16 protein-coding genes are annotated in these 18375 nt (G+C 41.3%); all 16 read right to left on the bottom strand.

The annotated features are described in order from the left end of the window. The 16 genes from B2M23_RS18665 to B2M23_RS18745 all read right to left on the bottom strand — a co-directional run bounded on the left by B2M23_RS18665 (window position 1) and on the right by B2M23_RS18745 (window position 18367). Window positions 1-549: a hypothetical protein gene (locus tag B2M23_RS18665; RefSeq protein WP_038351500.1), complete on the bottom strand. Its 549-nt coding sequence runs from the start codon at window positions 547-549 to the stop codon at window positions 1-3. A gap of 61 nt (window positions 550-610) precedes the next feature. Beyond that, entirely contained in the window at window positions 611-1618 is a 1008-nt protein-coding gene (locus B2M23_RS18670) for a hypothetical protein (protein WP_038351499.1), read from the bottom strand. Window positions 1619-1835: 217 nt separating this feature from the next. Beyond that, window positions 1836-3281 carry a flippase gene (locus B2M23_RS18680; RefSeq protein WP_038351497.1) on the bottom strand — a complete coding sequence of 482 codons (1446 nt, stop codon included), beginning with the start codon at window positions 3279-3281 and terminating at the stop codon, window positions 1836-1838. Window positions 3282-3329: 48 nt separating this feature from the next. Then, the gene (locus B2M23_RS18685; RefSeq protein WP_052237134.1) at window positions 3330-4205 is read right to left on the bottom strand and encodes a glycosyltransferase family 2 protein; all 876 of its coding nucleotides are present in this window, start codon (window positions 4203-4205) and stop codon (window positions 3330-3332) included. Window positions 4206-4226: 21 nt separating this feature from the next. Continuing rightward, a complete protein-coding gene (locus B2M23_RS18690; protein ID WP_038351496.1) occupies window positions 4227-5360 on the bottom strand; it encodes an EpsG family protein in 1134 nt (377 codons plus the stop codon). Window positions 5361-5393: 33 nt separating this feature from the next. After that, the gene (locus B2M23_RS18695; RefSeq protein ID WP_038351495.1) at window positions 5394-6296 is read right to left on the bottom strand and encodes a glycosyltransferase family 2 protein; all 903 of its coding nucleotides are present in this window, start codon (window positions 6294-6296) and stop codon (window positions 5394-5396) included. A gap of 206 nt (window positions 6297-6502) precedes the next feature. Beyond that, window positions 6503-7414 carry an ATP-grasp fold amidoligase family protein gene (locus B2M23_RS18700; RefSeq protein ID WP_242945836.1) on the bottom strand — a complete coding sequence of 304 codons (912 nt, stop codon included), beginning with the start codon at window positions 7412-7414 and terminating at the stop codon, window positions 6503-6505. A gap of 74 nt (window positions 7415-7488) precedes the next feature. Further along, a complete protein-coding gene (locus B2M23_RS18705) occupies window positions 7489-8466 on the bottom strand; it encodes an NAD-dependent epimerase (RefSeq protein WP_110060276.1) in 978 nt (325 codons plus the stop codon). A gap of 30 nt (window positions 8467-8496) precedes the next feature. After that, window positions 8497-9822 carry a UDP-glucose dehydrogenase family protein gene (locus tag B2M23_RS18710; protein WP_038351492.1) on the bottom strand — a complete coding sequence of 442 codons (1326 nt, stop codon included), beginning with the start codon at window positions 9820-9822 and terminating at the stop codon, window positions 8497-8499. 33 nt (window positions 9823-9855) lie between these two features. Next, on the bottom strand, window positions 9856-10950 hold the full coding sequence (locus B2M23_RS18715; protein ID WP_242945838.1) for a glycosyltransferase family 4 protein: 1095 nt from the start codon (window positions 10948-10950) through the stop codon (window positions 9856-9858). 11 nt (window positions 10951-10961) lie between these two features. After that, a complete protein-coding gene (locus B2M23_RS18720; RefSeq protein WP_038351490.1) occupies window positions 10962-11837 on the bottom strand; it encodes an NAD-dependent epimerase/dehydratase family protein in 876 nt (291 codons plus the stop codon). Then, window positions 11834-12454 carry a sugar transferase gene (locus B2M23_RS18725; protein WP_081571297.1) on the bottom strand — a complete coding sequence of 207 codons (621 nt, stop codon included), beginning with the start codon at window positions 12452-12454 and terminating at the stop codon, window positions 11834-11836. Before B2M23_RS18725 ends, B2M23_RS18720 begins: the two co-directional genes overlap by 4 nt. A gap of 355 nt (window positions 12455-12809) precedes the next feature. After that, entirely contained in the window at window positions 12810-14165 is a 1356-nt protein-coding gene (locus B2M23_RS18730; RefSeq protein ID WP_038351489.1) for a hypothetical protein, read from the bottom strand. Window positions 14166-14717: 552 nt separating this feature from the next. Next, window positions 14718-16115 carry a 3D domain-containing protein gene (locus tag B2M23_RS18735; RefSeq protein WP_038351488.1) on the bottom strand — a complete coding sequence of 466 codons (1398 nt, stop codon included), beginning with the start codon at window positions 16113-16115 and terminating at the stop codon, window positions 14718-14720. A 229-nt stretch (window positions 16116-16344) separates the two neighbouring features. Continuing rightward, window positions 16345-16971, bottom strand: a complete 627-nt coding sequence (locus B2M23_RS18740; protein ID WP_013380719.1) for a V-type ATP synthase subunit D — start codon at window positions 16969-16971, stop codon at window positions 16345-16347. Window positions 16972-16981: 10 nt separating this feature from the next. After that, window positions 16982-18367: a V-type ATP synthase subunit B gene (locus B2M23_RS18745; RefSeq protein ID WP_038351487.1), complete on the bottom strand. Its 1386-nt coding sequence runs from the start codon at window positions 18365-18367 to the stop codon at window positions 16982-16984. Window positions 18368-18375: the final 8 nt, after the last annotated feature.

Below are 18375 nucleotides of genomic sequence, written 5' to 3' on the forward strand. Positions count from 1 at the left end.
TTAATCCACTTTTAAAACAACCGGAACCGATACATTACAGCGTACCTCAATGCCCGCTTTCTCCGGCTCCAGACTAAGCAGCCAGCTGCGCAGCGTCTGCCACTCTCTAAAAATTTGATGGTCTGTTTTGGTTTTTCTCACAGTTCTGCGTTTGGCCTCAAGCATTTTTCTCAGCCCCGTTTCATCTACAAAGTTCTTGTACTGAACCCGCTCTGCATTTCCCGGATGTGGGATGGGTAAAACCTGCATACCCAGCCTCTTAAAATGCCGGCTGGTATAGCGCCTCGTTTTTTTAAAACCCAATACCCGTTCCACATCGGTAGTAGAATAAAATACTTTTCCCTCTCCTACACACAGAGTATCCACCTTACCATAGGCGCTGTGCTCCAGCTTATGGTAGCTCTGGAGAACTCTTTTTACTTTTTCCGAAAGTTTGGCGACAAAATGCTCCCGCTGGGAACCGTGGTTATTTTGACCGCATGGAACCGCCCTTTTTTCCGCTGTTTTTTTGGAAAAAGTGTTTTGTTTCTTTTGTACTGATTTTTTCATCCTCAGTACCTCCTCATTCAATTATTGATCCGCGCTTTCCTGCGCTGACCTTGACTCTATTCTACAGCCTGAAGGACGGTGTGAGAATATACTCAGAGTTGGACTTTCTTCTGGGAACCGGCTTTTTCCAGAGCGGATCGCCGTTGGTGTCTGAGCATTTCAGGCGCAGCAGGCTGTACCAGTTTTTTACACAAGTGATTTCCTCTATAAATCCGGCGGCAAAAGCCTGGGCCCAGACTGCCAGCTGACGCAGCCGGTTTCTTTTAGCATCCTTGCGGTCAGGCTTCTCGCCCTTTTTAGGGGCGGGAAGGTCTACCTCTGGCCGCAGACCCATAGGCCCCTGAACAACCCGCTTCGCATAGGCAACGTTCTTCTGGAAATCCCGTTTTCGGGCCTCAGCCTGCTCCTCCTCGAAGTAAACCACCAGCTCGCCAGCCTCCAGGAGCTCCAGAATATCCTCGGTCAAAAGCTTCTCATAAACCTCGGAATCGTAACGGCAGTGCTTGATCATCTCAAGGGTGAGCACCCGGTGGCAGTACTGGAGCTTCTTAAAACATTCGAACTCCCGCCGCTTTTTACAGTCGGGGCAAAAAAGAACCGGTATGAGGAAGATGGTGATCTCCTCATACCGGTTGATTACAATGCGCACCGCAAAACCATTACGGTTCAGCTTTCTAAGACACTTGCGTGTTTTCTTCCTGAGCCGTTTTTTCAATTTTTTGTTGTAGCTGGTCAATACTTTTTTGCCGCTGGCGGTCCGTTTTAAGCGGGGTTTTCGCTTTCTTTTACGCTTTGGCGGTTTTGATTCTTTTCGCTCTTTCCCGGGCTCGGGTTCCATGTCCTTTAAAACTTCTTTGTCCACCCAAATATCGTTCTGGCAGTGCAGCTCCAGCCCTTCTTTGAGGTTTAACTCTTTCACGCAAGGAGCCTTGCCGGTCCGGCTGATAATCGTTTCCACAAGCGCCTGCGCAGCCTGGGTGGGCGCTTTGAGAAGGGCCTGATCCGGCATGTCTTCTGGGGTGATGAGGGTGGTTAGGGTGTAGTGGGATTCGGGTAGGTGGATGGTCATGATGGGCGCTCCTTTGGTTTTATTTTGGGTTATTTTTGTTAAGATTTGCGGTAGGTTCAGGGTGTTTTTTGAGTTTTTTAATTTGATGGACAGTGGATGGGCGGGGTTTTCTAATGTTTTTGGGTTGGGGCTTGCAAAAAATAAAAACCGGCAAGCGAAAGGCATATTGCTATGCTTTCGTTTGCCGGTTGATTGGTATGTGTCCCGGAAACCATGATTAATTTTTAAAAAACTTAAACTGCTTAAGTATATTTAAAACAACAGGATTCTTTCTTTTGATAAAATATACGAATGTGCAAATCAGATAGAAAGCGCCACCTGCTATTATTTCAATACATATGGTAAAAATAGATTCTCCAAGTTTAACGCCGATAAACCGGATGATTCCAAACATAGCAATGCCGATGAAAAGAAAATAAATACTGTTCACAAAATATTTTCCAATCGGCAATTCTTTGCGGACAATAACCGTTTGATAAAGCGCTACAGCGGCCTCGGCAAAAATTGTTCCAACAACTGCGCCAAATGCTCCGTACTTAGGAATAAGGGTTAAGTTAATGATAAGATTTACAACTGCCCCTAAGAATACAGAAGCAATATATTCCCGATCCTGGCATTGTGGAATTAAATACTGGGTTCGGATGACATTGGCCCAGGAAAGAAATAAAATAATTATGGCTAAATAACTAATCAATTCCCCACAAACTCGAAATGCTTCGCCAAAAAAGATTGGTGCAAAAATTGGTGCAATTCCCGCGATACCAAAGCACAGCGCACAGGCTAAAAGCATCACCATTTCCATAGATAGATTCATGTATCGCTGGCTGTTTTTTTTATCTCCCTTTGCTGCAAGATTCGACATTCTTGGCAGCATAACCGTTCCCAACGCTGTGATGATGCCTTGAGGAATGTTAATGATTTTTTCAGAATTTTCATAAAATCCCGTTTGTGTCATGCTGCTCATGGCGCCTAGCATAATTTTATCCATGACCTTGTATAAACTAATGGCAATCACTGGAATAAACAGAACCAAATTGGGTTTAATATGGCTTTTCATTTCCTTCCATTCCGGTTTACTGAAATAGATATAGCGCTTTAAAAATAGCCACAAAATCAGATTGCTGAAAAACATTCCCAACGCTAGGATAAGTGTATAAAGCCACAGGTCCTCACTGGACTTTACAAAAATAAAAGTGCAGACCACAGTAATAAGTTTGATGATGGCATTTCGAGTAACGGTTAGTTTAAACTGCTCAACACCAAAGAAAAACCAGTTAATGTCAAAAGCATATGCTAAAAGAAATATGGCTTGAATGGCCGTAATGGTGAAATATGCCGGATTGACAAAGCAAAAGAGATAAATACAATAAAATGCAATAACTAAAACGGCCATCATAAACTGCGTTGCATAAATATTCCAAAATGTTTTACTTAGCTTTTCAGGATCGTCCCGAACCATTGCGATGCTACGGTTACCATAGTTATTAAGCCCTAAAATAATAAACATGGAAAAATAAAAAGCAATAGAATAAGTGAAGGAATAAATCCCAATCCCTTCTGCGCCGATGACCCGCGCAATGTATGGCGCAGTCATCAAAGGTAAAATCATGATTAAAATTTGGTAGGCTGAATTATATGCAAAATTCTTTTTTACACTGCTCATATATCTATTTTCCCTACAGAAAACAAATCCGCATATTTACTTTTCATGTTAAATTATCCCTTTTCTTTTATATATTGGTATGATTATACAAAATTTTGCCATTAAAAATTTTAAAAATAAAGATTTATCAAATTTAATTTTTAGTGCTTTTCTATACTCATTCGCAGGATTTTCAAAGCAAGCAAGCTTATAATTCCCTAAATATACATACCAGTTCTTCCTTGCACTATGATTAATAGACAACCCCTCTTTATTCTTCTCCCATAATATTTTTATAGCCTGAACTCCCTTTTCAGGACTATTACTAATACTATCCATTTGAAGATACATATTCACTAATGGAATATTTATATGTAAAACCGGATATTTCTTAGATAATTGTAGCACTATATCCCAGTCCTGCAATCTAGGAAGTCTCGAATCAAATTGTATTTTAGAAAAACACTCTTTTTTTGCAACCATACATTGAGTGCTCACAACAGATTTTTGAAGTAAAAAATCATAATCTAAAAAACCTTCCTTACAATTAACTGGGATAACTCTAGTACAATTTTTACCTATTCTGTACTCATTCATATTTGAAAACGATATTACCGCTTTTTTCTTTTTCATTAATTCTATTTGTATTTCCAACTTATTTTCATGCCAGACATCGTCACTATCTTGAAAAGCAATATAGCTTCCTCTTGAAGCATTAATTCCAACATTCCTAGCAACACAAGCCCCTGAATTTCTATCTAACTTTATATATTTTAATCGTTTATCCAAAATATTTTTAACGACTTTCTCCGTATTATCAAAAGAACAATCATCTATCACGATGACTTCTAATTCCTTGTAGGTTTGATTCAATACGCTTTCTATAGATCTTTTTATCAACTTTTGTCTATTATATGTGGGGATAATTACAGAAACTAATTCCATATTTTTCACCTCTTCTCTTACTCAAAAAAATATTCTGTATGGAAAAATCTTATCATTTAACCAAACATAATAACTCATATAAAAATAGTACATATAATAGGCAATAGAGTATAAAGCAATTACAGTTTTCTTACGTTTCTGGCTATACTTAACAATTTGCGGAACAAGTACAACCTCAGAGATAAAACAATAATAGATCAATCTCATTGCCCAGTGCATATAAAAACTCATGATGAGTGCCGTAAACTCCAAAATATACATAAATATGTATATTCTATTTTCTTCTCTTACTATAATTAGTCTACGTATATTTAATACAATCAAGATAAAAATCGGTATACGAAATAGTAGATTCCCAAAGCTAATATCCATCACAAACATGTTTGAATAGTCATTTGCATAACTTGAAAAGAACTTAAATGAGGAAATCACATTAAAAAAATATTCAAATCCTAATGGAAGCATCAATACAAAAATTATAGTAAAAACATCTCTAACTGAATATGTCGATTCTTTCTTATAATACAGAAAATATATTGGTAGACAAAACAATGCACTACTATGAAACGTTGTCGCAATGCAAATTAAAAGCAAGTATTTCAACAGACACCGTGTTTCAACATATCTAAGACTTACAAAAACTATCATAACAGCAATAATTTGTCTTATAATGTTCAATGAAGGCCCCCAATATAAGACAAACATAATAAACGTCATTAATCCAACACTTGCAAATTGTGAATAATATTTTATCCCTTTAGTTCCCAGCAAATATATCAAAAATGCACTTAAAAATAAAACACCATGATATTCGTTGAATATTATAAATGCAATTTTGCATAGATAGAAAAAACCAATTTCCATACTTAATGAATGTACATCATGAAAGTTTGACACGTTAATATAGGTATTATATATTAATTCATAAGTATTATAGTCAGAGCCCACTTTATATCTAATTCCCGATACAATCGCCGGGATCAAAATCATAATCAATGTAATCGCAAAATTAGTTACACGCAAATGAGGTTCTCTTTTTTCAAAATATATGCTATTCAAGACATCTTTATTTCCATTATTTTTTTTTTCTAAAAACAATCCCAACAGCAATTCTGCAAAAAAGATAGATGTATAAATAATCAATGATTGAATCATTCTGTCTCCTATCTATTATAACTATAACGATTATCAAAATAGACCCAATAGCACCGTTAATCTAAATATAATATCTATTCTAAAATTTGGTGAATAAATTTTTTTACTAAATAAAAGTCTAAATCTCGCACGAGTACTCATTTTATAGTCAACAACAAGTCGACACAGTTCAATATTTTCAGTGGACATATACTGCTCATACCCCGATAGCAATTCTTCGACTGCACGACTTCTTGGACATTTTTCCTTTTTTATAGTACCGTATCTTCTTTTCCATTTTTTAATCAGTGACGCCTTCCCACCTATCACATTATTTCCATGCTGCCGATATTTTATATACGAATTTTTATCATAATACAAATTCCCATCCAAAGCCAAACAGACTTTATGCAACCACCCGTCATGCATTATTTGATATTTTGGCTTGTAAATTTTTATCATTTCTAACAATTTACGATTAAAACACATCGTACATCCTGTAGCATTACTACTAACCACTGCTTCTTCAAAACTAGTGAAAATTTTATCATTAGATGCCATTGAAATATAGTTTAATTCAGCATCCGCTAATATTGTATTGCTATAATACATAGCCGGCTCATCTTCATTCATATTTTTTAATGCACTAATTGATATACTTAATTTTTCTGGTAACCAATAATCATCTTGATCACTAAAAGCATAATATTTTGCATCCGGTGCATTATATATCAAATCCATAAAACTCTTTGCCGGTTTGATATTTTGACCAGAATACCATTCTAATTTCCCGTTCTCCTGATATTTCTGAAGTATCTTTATTGTATTATCAGACGACCCATCATCTCTTACCAATAAACAAATATCTACATTCTTTTGGCAAAGAATACTATCTATTTGCTGCGATAAATACTTTTCGCCATTATATGTAGACATAAGCACTACTACTTTATCCATTTTTTATCCATTCTATAAAAGTTAATTTTTATATAATTATAACTATTTTCTTCAATTACAATGTTTATCTTGCTAAAATTTTATTTTTTAGAGAGTCTTTCTGGAAAACCCCTATATATGCAAAAATAACTACTAATACTTTTTTATTTATCATTATATATCTCTTGTTACATTATCGTTATTGCATAAATTATGTTTTTATTAAGTTAATTAGTATCTATTAATTTTTTAGGCAATTTAAATTCTTTTCCCAAAATAAAATCGAATTCGTCTGGATCAAACTGCACATAACCACTCCATGGATAAAAAGTTAGTTCTCCAAAATATATCTTTCCTTTACAATTATACAAATCGACTCTAACATACGGAAATTCTTCAGATAATTTGCTTGCTATTTCTAGCATCTTTTCGAAATTTTTTGGTTTTTCCAGTACTCTGTCCGCGGAAGGACAATCGCTTTTAACAGCTATATTATTCCATTCTGTGTCATAAAAATTCCTCTTGTGTCCTACATATCTATCAACATCCACAATTATATATTTGGGGTTCCCTTTATAGCAAAAAATCTTATAATCGTTAACTCCAGCTTCAGGGTTTTCTTCATTCACTAATAGTTCTTCCAATATGATACCTGGTATAAGGTTATAATAGGCCCATTCTCGTCCTCCTGTCCTTGTTTTAAATATTTGGGGTTTTAATTTCTTATTCAATTCCGTTATATCAAGTTTTTTTTTATCCTTACAAATAACTACATTTAATCCACCGCCACCATTTGTCGTTTTAATTACAAATTGATTTGGTAATCTTTCCCACTCTACCTGATCAATAGAATCGTATTTTGCAATTAATTTTACCAGTATATTATCTAGTCCTTTGCTTTTTACATATTCTCGTACTTTATATTTATCTACACATTGATGCATAATTGAATTTTTATAATTAAGCTTATACCACTGCAATTTTTCTGTATATCGCTTAGGATCTTCTAAATTTAAACTTCTTCCCGTTTTAATTTTGTACTGAAACTTTAACATAAGTTTATCTGGAACAAAACGCAATGCATTCAAAATAATTGCTCTTGCTTCAGGTGTCTTTATAATTTTTTTATAATCCATCATCTAATCTCCGAAATATATTTTCCACCACTATTTTTTGCGAACATTTAATCGCATTTACCAGTGGTCTTTTATGCTTAAGTCAACAAACTATCGCTATACCAGTCAACAAATTTAATCGCACCTTCCTTCAATCCTATCGACGGTTTAAATCCAATATCCTCCACCAACTCCTTCACATCCGCAAACGTCTGATAAACATCCCCCGGCTGCATCGGATAAAATTCCTTAACAGCTTTCTTCCCAATGCACTCTTCCAGAATTTCAATAAAATCCATCAGCTTTTCCGGATGGTTATTTCCGATGTTGTAGACCTTGTGTTGCACGTTGTTTTCGTCCTCTTTTGGAGCAAAGGTTAAAAGCCTGAAGATTCCCTCAACGATATCGTCGATATAGGTGAAATCCCGGTACATCTCTCCATTGTTAAAAACCTTGATGGGCTCTCCCTTGAGGATCTTCTCTGTAAAGGAATAGTAGGCCATGTCTGGCCGGCCATAAGGGCCGTAGACGGTGAAGAATCTTAAGCCGGTTGATGGGATGCTGTACAGCTTGCTGTAGGCATAGGCCAGAAGTTCATTGCTCTTTTTGGTGGCCGCATAAAGGCTGACGGGCTGATCGGTTTTATCTTCGGTTGAGAAGGGCACTTTTTTATTAGCGCCGTAAACGGAGCTTGAGGATGCGTAGATTAAATGTTTTGGTTTGTGGTAGCGGCAGGCTTCCAAAATATTGAAAAATCCAATGATGTTGGATTCAATATAGGCCTCTGGATTTTTGATGCTGTAGCGCACGCCTGCCTGTGCCGCCAAATTTACGACAATTTCATGTTGATATTGTTCAAAAATACGGTCTATGGCTTCTTTGTCTGCCAGATCGCCTTTGATAAAAATAAAATTGCTGTATTCTTTTAAAATGTTCAAACGGCTCTCTTTTAAGCGGACATCGTAGTAAGGGTTCATATTGTCAAACCCAATGACTTTTTTCCCTTCGTCCAACAGCCTTTTTGACAGATGAAATCCGATGAAGCCAGCTGCTCCGGTAACAAGGATATTTTCCATTATTTCTATACTCTCTTTTTTAATGTGTCGTTACTTTAAGCTTGGTCTCCCAATGCTGTGGTATTCAACGCCTGTTTCTTTCATACGCTGCAGGTCATAGATGTTTCTGCCGTCATAGACAAGGGGTGTTTTCATTTTCGCTGTATAAATTTCAGGAGGAAGTTCTTTTATTTCTGTCCATTCGGTAAAGATAAAGGTAACGCTGGCGTCTTCAAGGGCTTCCTCTGGGGTGGAGACATAGGTGATCGTTCCCTTATCATTTTTTCCTTCAGGGTATTTTTTCTTAAAATTTTCTTTCCCTACGGGATCGTAGGCAAAAATCTGGGCGCCCTGTTTTAAAAGCAGGGGTATGTTTTCTAAGGATGGAGCTTCTCTTAGATCATCGGTGCCAGGTTTAAAGGTTAAACCGAGAACAGCGACTTTTAATCCGTTAAAGGTAATCAGGCGTTCACAAGCTTTTTTAAAGAGCCGCACCTTTTGCGCCTGATTCACATCCACAGCGGCCTCAACGGTTTTCAACTGATAACCATTCTGACGGGCCAGGTATTTGAGGGCCTTGGTATCTTTGGGAAAACAGGAACCGCCGTATCCGATGCCGGCATTTAAAAACCGTTGGCCAATTCTTTGGTCATAAGACATACCTTTTGCCACATCTTCAATATTTGCGCCGACCCGTTCGCACAGATTGGCAATATCGTTCATATAGGATATTTTGAGTGCCAGGAAGTCATTGCTGGCGTACTTGATCATTTCTGCGCTTCGTCGGCTGACGGATACGATGGGCAGGTGAAAAGGCTCATAGATTTCTTTCAGTATTTTTTCTGCTTTTTTGCTTTCGGTCCCGATGATAATTCTTGCGGCCTGCAGCGTATCTCTCACCGCGGTTCCCTGGGCTAAAAACTCGGGATTGCTGGCCACCTCCACGCTAACGTCTTTTTCCAGTGAATCTTTGATAAACTGCTCAACTTTATCGTTTGTGCCAACCGGCACGGTGGACTTTACAACGACCAGACAGTCATGCTCAATGCTCTCGGCAATCTGCCTGGCAACCATGGCCACATAGGTTAAATCGGCGGAACCGTCTGGCTGTTCGGGTGTACCGACGCCGATAAAGATCGCATCGGCTTCACGGTAGGCTTTCTGATAATCGGTGGTGTAGTCAAGACGTCCGGCTTTGTAATTCTTAACCATCAGGGCTTCTAAATCCTGTTCATAAATCGGGCTTTTTCCAGACTGCATCTGCCGGACCTTATTCTCATCAACGTCCACGCAGAGCACCTGATGTCCCACTTCGGCAAAACACACGCCGGCGACTAAGCCGACATAGCCAGTGCCTGCTACTGCGATTTTATACATATAAACTCCTTTTTTGTCTCAAATATTTGATGCTTATTTATTTTTATCAATTAAAAACTTTTCAATTTCTTCCATATAAGCGTCAACCACAATCTGGCGGTCAAATTCCTGTTCTACTTTTTTGCGGCCGTTTAGTCCCATTTGTACACGCTCTTCATTTGAAAGGGCTAAAAATCTTTCGATGGCCTGAACTAAGCTTTCTGTATTCTTTGCCTCAAAAAGAAACCCGGTCTTTCCGTCCTCCATGGTTTCGCCACAGCCGCTCCGGTTGGTGGTGATCACGGGACGTCCGCAAGCTTCGCTTTCTAACAATACGTTTGACATCCCTTCTGGATAATAGGATGGGTGAATGGTACAATGGGCTCTTTGATGGAATACCCTCACATCGTCTTGAAGTCCGTGATATTGAATCACACCGCGCGCTTCATAGGCCTTTAAAATGTCCTCATAGGCTTCCTCACAAAAACCCAGGACGTGAAAACGCGTATGGGGATATTTCTCGCGAATGATTTCTGCGGCTTCTAAATATTGATCAATGCCTTTTTCTTTCATTACTCGGGCGATAAATAAAAACTCGATGGTGTCATCGGGCGGGTATGGTAAAAGGATGAAATGTTTTAGATTGACGCCTGATCCCGGAATGAGGCGATGCTTGTCATTAGCGATTTGACGTTCTGAAAAAAACTGTTTGTTTTCTTTGTTTTGGAAAAAAACGCAACGTACACTCTGAAAGGCTTTTTTATAAAGTGCCACGGTTATTTTTTGCATGATACCTGGATTTTCAACGGCTGTACCTAATCCGGTGATGTTGGCAATGTAAGGAATGCCCAATTTTTGACAGGCCATGCCTCCGTAGATTGTGGGTTTGATGGTGTAGGTTAGAACCGCATCGGGGTTGTACTCTTGCATAATTTTTTTGTAATTTTGAAGGAGCTTCATATCGGTGACGAGATTTGTGCCGTGGCGGTCAATGGGGGTTTCATAATAAGTACATCCCATTTGGATTAATCGATCGACTTTTTTTCCATACGGCAATACGATTGCTACCGCCAACCCTTTTTCTAAAAGTTTTTCAATGATTTCTTTTCGGAAGTTGTAGATGACAATATCGTGATTTCCAATAAGCATTATTCTTTTCTTCATACTGTCGCTTTACTCTCTGTCTTTATAATCGAATCTTTTACATCACAGATACAATATTTAAAGTTCTGATAATTGGACATTTCTTTTTCATACACCAGACTTCCAAAAACTTTGTTAATCATGGGCACTTCTTTAAAGCCCCATCGGATCAATCCATTAAACACTTTGGTTAAACGCATTTTCTTTCCATAAACCTCGGCGATGGTTTTGACCAGCTCAGTGGTTTTGACGTATTCCTTATTTTGTGGAAAGAAAATGCCTCTCGCTTCATTGTCGATCATCAAGCGGATAAATTCGCAGAGATTCTCAATGTAGAGCATACTCCGCTCATTCTCAATGTCTGGGAATACTGGTGTTTTTCTGGCTAATCTGGCTAGCTTTGGGTAATTCCCTTTGGAGCCTTTGCCGTAGATCATGGGTGGTCTGAGGATCACAACCTTAAAGTGCTCATCCTGAAGGGGCTGGATGCCCTGTTCGGCCTGCAGCTTGCTGTTGCCGTAGAAGTTGGTCGGTGTGGGGATGGTGTCTTTTGTGATCACGCGCTTTTCACCGAGCTTGCTGCTGTCGCCATAGACAATGATGCTGCTCATGAAGATGAATTGCTTCACGCCCTCGGCTTTGGCTTTTTTAGCGGCTTCAATGGTCAGATCTCGGTTCACTTGATAATACAGATCCTCCATGTTGGCTTTGGCGTCCACATGGGCGATGCCTGCGACGTGAAAGACCACGTCGTAGTCGCTAAAATCATAGGACTGCCAGTCTTCCTTGGTATCAAGGGTATCGATCGGGTACTCCTCTGGCCACTGACGCACCCACTTCTCAAAGGAGGTGCCAATATAGCTGTCTTTTCCGGTGATTAAAATCCGTTTCATTTCAAGTCCTCCTCAATGCCCATGGCCCCGGTACCGCCTTCCTGTACGCCTTCGTTTTTTAAAACGGAGGTGATGGTTTTAAAGAACATTTTACAGTCAAAGGGAAAGCTGATGTTTTTTACATATTGTCCATCCAGCTTTGCTTTGATTGGGATTTCCAGTTCATCCCGGCCGCTGATCTGTGCCAGACCGGTAAGCCCTGGCCGCACGTCGTTGGCCTTGTACTGGTCTCGTTCTGCAATCAAATCTTCCTGATTCCAGAGTGCCGGGCGTGGTCCGATGATGCTCATCTCGCCTTTGATGATGTTAAAAATCTGTGGCAGCTCATCTAAACTTGTTTTCCTTAAAAACTTGCCGACCTTTGTAATGTACTGATCGGGGTTTTTGAGCATGTGGGTAGGGGTATCTTTTGGCGTATCGATGGACATGGTCCGGAATTTATAAATATTAAAGTGCTGTTTATGGATTCCAACACGTTTTTGTTTGAAAAGTATCGGTCCTTTGGAATCGGCTTTGATGGCGATCACAAGGATACCGTACACGGGTGAAAGGATGATCAGTCCAACCGTGGACAGTGTAAAATCCAGTATTCGCTTGAGATATTTCTGATAGATCATCTTACACTCCTACTTCAAAGCTGTATTCTGGTTCTTCTTCCTCTATGACTTCTTCTGGTTCTTTCAGCTTTTCTTCTTGTTCCATATTGCATCCTCTTTTCGGAACGCTGGGGGTAGCATTCCCTACATTTCATTCAATAATTTAAAACTCGTAGCACTCATGATCAAAACTGATCTTTGATCTTTACTTTCATCGCATTGCGTTTGCTTTCTCTATAAGGAAAAAGACAAACACAATGCGATGTGAAATAAAAATAGGTGGTGCTAAACCTGTACTTCTGGCCTTATAGACGAAAAGCACACCTATAAATTTCTTCACAGGATTTAATTATAATTAGCTCAACCACTATGTTTATCAGGCAACACCCTGATAAAATTTGTAATAAAACCCTTTCCCCAGATTTCTCGCGCTGTTCAGCGCTGTACTCCCCCGGTGCCCTTCTTTACACATGAAGTTCTTCCCACCGTAAAAGTTTGGGCTGGGGTTCTGGTACTCGGTGTTGTGCTTGGCGATGGGGGCATCGCAGTGGTAGCACCGGGTGCTGGCGTAGTAGGGTTTGCTGGTCATTGCGACCAGGCCTTGCTGCCAGGATTTGTACTGGACATAGCGGGCAATGCGCCTTCCGATAAAGTCGTAGAGTGTTTTGCCCAGATAGGGCTTTTTCGCCTGATTGAAGCTTTCTTTTAGCTCGGGCAGAACGATGAGTTTGGCGCCCTGCTTAATGGCGTAATCGACGATTTTACGGCTTACCTCATGAGCGTAGTGGTCGGTCAGGCGGGTGATTTTGTCATAATATTTTGCATTGGGGCGGCCTGGTTGATGACCTTGCGGAACGATACCCGCTTCGGCTTGTCCATAAGACGACAAGCCTCGGGGGCAGACCTCGAGGGCTTCGTTCCCCTCAGGTTGCTTTATAAGCCTGGGGGCCTTGTTCCCAGCAAGGCCGCGTTTGGTATACCCCAGAAGCAGCTTCCTACGGTGGGCCAGTTCTTTTCCGCCCTTGATGAAATATGGGGCGGTGGCGCGACCGTCTGCTTCGATGGTGGTACAAACCGCGAGACTGTCGGAACCGGTGAGGGCCACGGCGACAAACTTTTCATTTTGCTGTACACGCTCCTTGGCGGTCCGGCTGTCTTCCACGATCTCCTTGACGGGGATGTGTAGCATGACTTTTTTCTTCTTAATGACAATGGTCGGGCTCATAAGCTCGGCGTTTTCTGGAAAGGGCCTTCCCGTATAACGGTGCTTGACCCAGGCCCAGGTTTTGCCGGTGTTGAGCTTAAGCAGTATGCTTTTCTCGTCAAAGTCTTTGTACATGCCCTTGTAGTAGAGCATGGACATATGCAGACACTTTGGCGGTCTGGGCTTTCCGCTTTTTATCGGGCCTTCCTGCCACGCCTTGAGCTTTCCCACATAGCTTCTATACATGCTGATGGCCGCGTTGATGGCGGCGCGCCGGAAGTACAGGGGGATTTTCTCAAAGGGCAGGGGCGTTTCGGGCGGGGTGCCGTCTCGCTGTTTTATTGTCTGCAGCTCTAAATGACGCAGTAAATTCTGATTGGAGAGACTGAGTGCTTCGGGCTGCTTCTCGAGCAGTTTGTAGTAGAATGCCAGGACAGCGTCAAAGAGAGACTGGGTTTGTTTAAACCAGTCTAAATGCTTGTAATTTAGCTGTATTTTGTACGTCGTGATGGCGTATCCCGCACTCATTTTGGGGCCTCCGTTTGTTCGCAGACTATTCAAGGTCTGCGAGTCTTTTTTTAATTTCACTTTTTTATAATTTAACTGCGATACCTATTATAACATTAGGTAATGAAAAAAGCATCAACTTTTTTAAAAAAATTAAATATTTTTCTTCAAAGTCAATTTATGTCTATATTTTAACAATAAAAGTGTTTTTCGTCAAATTTTCGTTTCTTATTTATAAAAGACCGATGTGGTCAAAACATGGTCAGAGTAAAGCTTGAATATCTTGATTTTATGCTGTTTTCTTTATGCTTTTATTTTTAAATTCTAAAATCTTCTTTGGTCAAAAATATGGTCAGCGAAACGGAAAAGCATGTAATTGCTTGGCCTTTAAATGTATTGTTCGTAGACCTTGAATAGTCCACGAGTCTTTTTCTTTTTATAATGAGTATATCTCAACCGTTCCAAGAATTCAGGACCGGGTACACTTTAAAGCTTTCATCAATATTCTTCAACAAAAAAACCTCTCTGCAAAACCGGGATTACCCGGTGCGCAGAGAGGTTTACAATTTCGATTTAATTTAACACATAAGCATCCAGATTCCGGCGTCCAAAGCTGATGGCTTCGGCGTAGCTGTCAAAGAAGATGTCAATGACATTGCCTTTTACAGCGCCGCCACTGTCTTCTACGGTAAATACAGTGTCAAAATATGGAATATAGATTCTGGTGCCAATGGGATAATTGGTCAGATCGGCTGCGATGGTATGGCCGGATGTGGGCCATGCGCCGGATGCTGTCGCGTTACCGGTTGCCACATAAGCGGTACAGTTTGCGGTAAAATGGGTCGCATTACTCAGATCAATCCCATTGCTTTCTTCTGCAGGCTGTTCAGGTTCTGGCTCAGGTGCCGGGGTGGGCTCTGGCGTTGGGGCTGGAGCTGGTTCCGGTGTAGGAGCAGGCTGTTCTGCGGGAGCTTCTGGCTGTGTGGCTTCGGGTGTGGGTTCAGGCGTCGGGGTTGGCACCGGTTCTGCGGCTTTTGTTCCAACCTCTACGACCTCGGTCACCGGCTCCTTAATGGTTTCCTTAGAGACGACTGAACGGGCAATTTCCTTGCCATTTTCGTAGGTTACATTTTCGGTGATCCTGGCTGTGCCGTTAACACCGGCGGTTTTTACATTGGTTTTTCCCTGTTCCAGCTCTGGGTTTTCGACCTTCTGACTGGTAAAGGCAATGGCTTCTTCACGGGTTTCCTGTTTTACTTCGGTGGTTACCTTGCTGCCGACTTCAATGACTTCGGTCACGGGCTCCAGCACGGTCTGAGTCGACACGGTTTCACGGCTGACCAGAATGCCATCTTCATAGGTTAGCTTATCAGTAATTTTTTTGCTGCCATTTACGCCTGCGGTTACGATATTCTGTTTTCCATCTTCAAGCTCAGGATTAACACTCTGTTTAACCTCAAAGGGAATGGCCTCCATACGGCTTTCTTCCTTTTCCTCACGGCGGACGATTTTGATTTCCTTAACCTCTGTGGTCAGGGCGGTATCCGCTGATGGCACCACGACGTCGCTCGCACCCAGAGTAATGTTCTGATCCTTTAACAGGTCTCCGACCGTGTCGGCTGTGGAATCATAGGTATGGCCGTTTCCGTCCACGTTTAAGGTTCCCTTGGCGTTCTTTTTAATGGTAACATTGTCGACGTCTTTCACCTTGGTATCAAGGGGGACGCTGACAGTGTACTCACTGGTATCGACAGGATAGCCCTTTTGCTTGAGCACTTCGCCGATCTGGGACTGACGCTGGCTGGCCAGTGTCTGGGTCTGGACGCTGCCGTTTCCGGTGTTTTCGTCCAGTGATACTTCAATGTTCTTGGTCATTGTAAAGGCACAGGCAATGCCCATGGCAACGGTCAATACGATTAAGAAAATCATACCGACGATCTTTTTCCAATGACTGCTCATGAATTCACTCATAAATAATTGCTTCCTTTCATTTTCTTGTGTTCTTCTTTTGGAAAAACGGTTGAAAGTATAATAGAAAAAATAATAATTTCACTATAAATTTTATCAAAATTCAACTAAAGTGTCAATAAATCTTAATATTGTAACAATTTCAAAAAATTTGGTCGACTTTGTAAAGATGACCTAAAAAACAGGCAAAATAAGAAAAACCACCGAAAACGGTGGTTTTTGTAACGTTACGTTATGATTGATTGTGTTTTTTGACCTTTTTAATACGAAAGTTCTCTTCCCTGTCTTTTTCTTCGATGCTTTCTTCGATGTATTTAATTTGATCCTTAAGCTTTGGAATCTGAATTTTATCCAGAGCATTGGCGCTTTTCTGTGTTTTTTTGATTTCAATGGACAACTTGAAGGCTGTGCTCTCGATTTCTGCCAGCTTATAGGAAAGGTGCTTTACCTCATTAAATTTCTCGATGGCCACATCCAGGGCCGGATTATTTTCATGGAAGCCATAGGGCAGGCTGAAATTTTTGTTCTTGTCCACGTTATCCACGATCTCTGGAATATCGACGCCCATGACGCTTCGGGTACGAACGTCAAAGTCTTCCTCCTGCGGGATAGACAAAGCATATTCCTCAACGTGGTTGAGTCCCATGCTGATGGTTACCTGCTGTAATGCAATATAAGCTTCCTTAAAAATTTCGGTAATTTGCTGTTCGATCTCCTCGGACTGCTTGACCAGCTTCATGATTTCCTGAATCAGAACCGTCCGCTTTTTATCGAGCAGGTTATACCCTTTGGTTGAAAAGGCCAGGCTTGACTTCGACTTGATTAAATTTGCCTTAGTCGGCGTGATTTTAATGGCCATAAATGATCACCTACGCATTCTTCTTTGGCAGATATTTTTCGATCAGTTTTGGACTCAGACGGTCAAGCTCTGTGACTGGCAGAATGGTTAACAGCTTCCAGCCAAGGTCCAGACTTTCATAGATGGTCCGGTTTTCATCAAAGTCCTGGCTCAGGAATTCATCTTCAAAGGCACGGCCAAATTCCATATACAGCTTATCGGTTTCGGAAAGGTCATCTTCACCCATGATCTGGGAGAGGTCACGGACTTCCTGAACTCTGGAATAAGCGGCAAACAGCTGGTTTGCAAGATCCTGATGGTCTTCACGGGTGTATCCCTCCCCGATACCGTCCTTCATAAGACGAGAAAGGGATGGCAGAACGTCAATCGGCGGATAAATACTCCGCTGGAACAAATCACGCCCCAATACGATCTGACCTTCGGTAATATAACCCGTTAAGTCAGGAATCGGGTGAGTGATATCATCATTCGGCATGGTCAGAATCGGCAGGAAGGTGATAGAACCCTTGCTGCTCTTTAGCATGCCGGCGCGTTCGTACAGTGCTGCCAGGTCGGAGTACATGTAGCCAGGGTAGCCCTTACGGCTTGGTACTTCTTCACGGGCGGACGAAATTTCACGTAAACCCTCGCAGTAAGCGGTAATATCGCTCATGACGACCAGAATGTGCATGTCTTTCTGGAAAGCCAGATATTCGGCAACCGTCAGCGCACACCGCGGCGCGGTGTTTCTCTCTGCTACCGGGTCATCGGCATAGTTGACAAACATGACAACCCGATCCATGACATTGGCTTCCTCGAAGGTTTTGCGGAAGAACTTTTCATCATCGTGCTTAACACCAATGGCGGCAAACACAATGGCGAACTGTTCGTCCACATCGTCACTCAGCTTTGCCTGACGCACGATCTGTGCGGCCAGCTCGTTATGTGACAGACCATTTCCGGAGAAGATCGGCAGCTTCTGGCCACGGATAAGGGTCATCAGCACGTCGATGGCGGAAATGCCCGTCTGAATAAAGTTACGCGGGTATTCACGGCTCATGGGGTTGATGGGCGCACCGTTGATATTGGATTCAATGGTACTGAAGATATCCGCACCGTTATCAATGGGCTCTCCAATCCCGTTAAACACACGGCCCATGAGGTCCATGGACATTGGGATCTTAAAGGCGTCGCCTGTAAAGCGGGTAACGCTGTTTTCTGCTGCCAGGCCGGCTGTGGACTGGAACACCTGGACGGTGATGGTCGTGCCGTCAATTTTGATGACCTTCCCCTTTTTCACTTCGCCAGTGGCCTGGTCCTGAATGTTTACAACCTCGCCGTAAAAAACATCCTCAACGTCTGTGATCAGAATAAGAGGCCCGTTAATGTTGTCTATTTTTAGATATTCTCTCTGCATACTGTGCC

It is taken from the genome of Eubacterium limosum (assembly GCF_000807675.2).
Classification (GTDB): Bacteria; Bacillota; Clostridia; order Eubacteriales; family Eubacteriaceae; genus Eubacterium; species Eubacterium limosum.

Bases quoted from the DNA above. Each gene is read 5' to 3' on its own strand.
- B2M23_RS18665 (WP_038351500.1), bottom strand. From the start codon at position 549: ATGAAAAAATCAGTACAAAAGAAACAAAACACTTTTTCCAAAAAAACA.
- B2M23_RS18670 (WP_038351499.1), bottom strand. From the start codon at position 1,618: ATGACCATCCACCTACCCGAATCCCACTACACCCTAACCACCCTCATC.
- B2M23_RS18680 (WP_038351497.1), bottom strand. From the start codon at position 3,281: ATGAGCAGTGTAAAAAAGAATTTTGCATATAATTCAGCCTACCAAATT.
- B2M23_RS18685 (WP_052237134.1), bottom strand. From the start codon at position 4,205: ATGGAATTAGTTTCTGTAATTATCCCCACATATAATAGACAAAAGTTG.
- B2M23_RS18690 (WP_038351496.1), bottom strand. From the start codon at position 5,360: ATGATTCAATCATTGATTATTTATACATCTATCTTTTTTGCAGAATTG.
- B2M23_RS18695 (WP_038351495.1), bottom strand. From the start codon at position 6,296: ATGGATAAAGTAGTAGTGCTTATGTCTACATATAATGGCGAAAAGTAT.
- B2M23_RS18700 (WP_242945836.1), bottom strand. From the start codon at position 7,414: ATGATGGATTATAAAAAAATTATAAAGACACCTGAAGCAAGAGCAATT.
- B2M23_RS18705 (WP_110060276.1), bottom strand. From the start codon at position 8,466: ATGGAAAATATCCTTGTTACCGGAGCAGCTGGCTTCATCGGATTTCAT.
- B2M23_RS18710 (WP_038351492.1), bottom strand. From the start codon at position 9,822: ATGTATAAAATCGCAGTAGCAGGCACTGGCTATGTCGGCTTAGTCGCC.
- B2M23_RS18715 (WP_242945838.1), bottom strand. From the start codon at position 10,950: ATGCTTATTGGAAATCACGATATTGTCATCTACAACTTCCGAAAAGAA.
- B2M23_RS18720 (WP_038351490.1), bottom strand. From the start codon at position 11,837: ATGAAACGGATTTTAATCACCGGAAAAGACAGCTATATTGGCACCTCC.
- B2M23_RS18725 (WP_081571297.1), bottom strand. From the start codon at position 12,454: ATGATCTATCAGAAATATCTCAAGCGAATACTGGATTTTACACTGTCC.
- B2M23_RS18730 (WP_038351489.1), bottom strand. From the start codon at position 14,165: ATGAGTGCGGGATACGCCATCACGACGTACAAAATACAGCTAAATTAC.
- B2M23_RS18735 (WP_038351488.1), bottom strand. From the start codon at position 16,115: ATGAGTGAATTCATGAGCAGTCATTGGAAAAAGATCGTCGGTATGATT.
- B2M23_RS18740 (WP_013380719.1), bottom strand. From the start codon at position 16,971: ATGGCCATTAAAATCACGCCGACTAAGGCAAATTTAATCAAGTCGAAG.
- B2M23_RS18745 (WP_038351487.1), bottom strand. From the start codon at position 18,367: ATGCAGAGAGAATATCTAAAAATAGACAACATTAACGGGCCTCTTATT.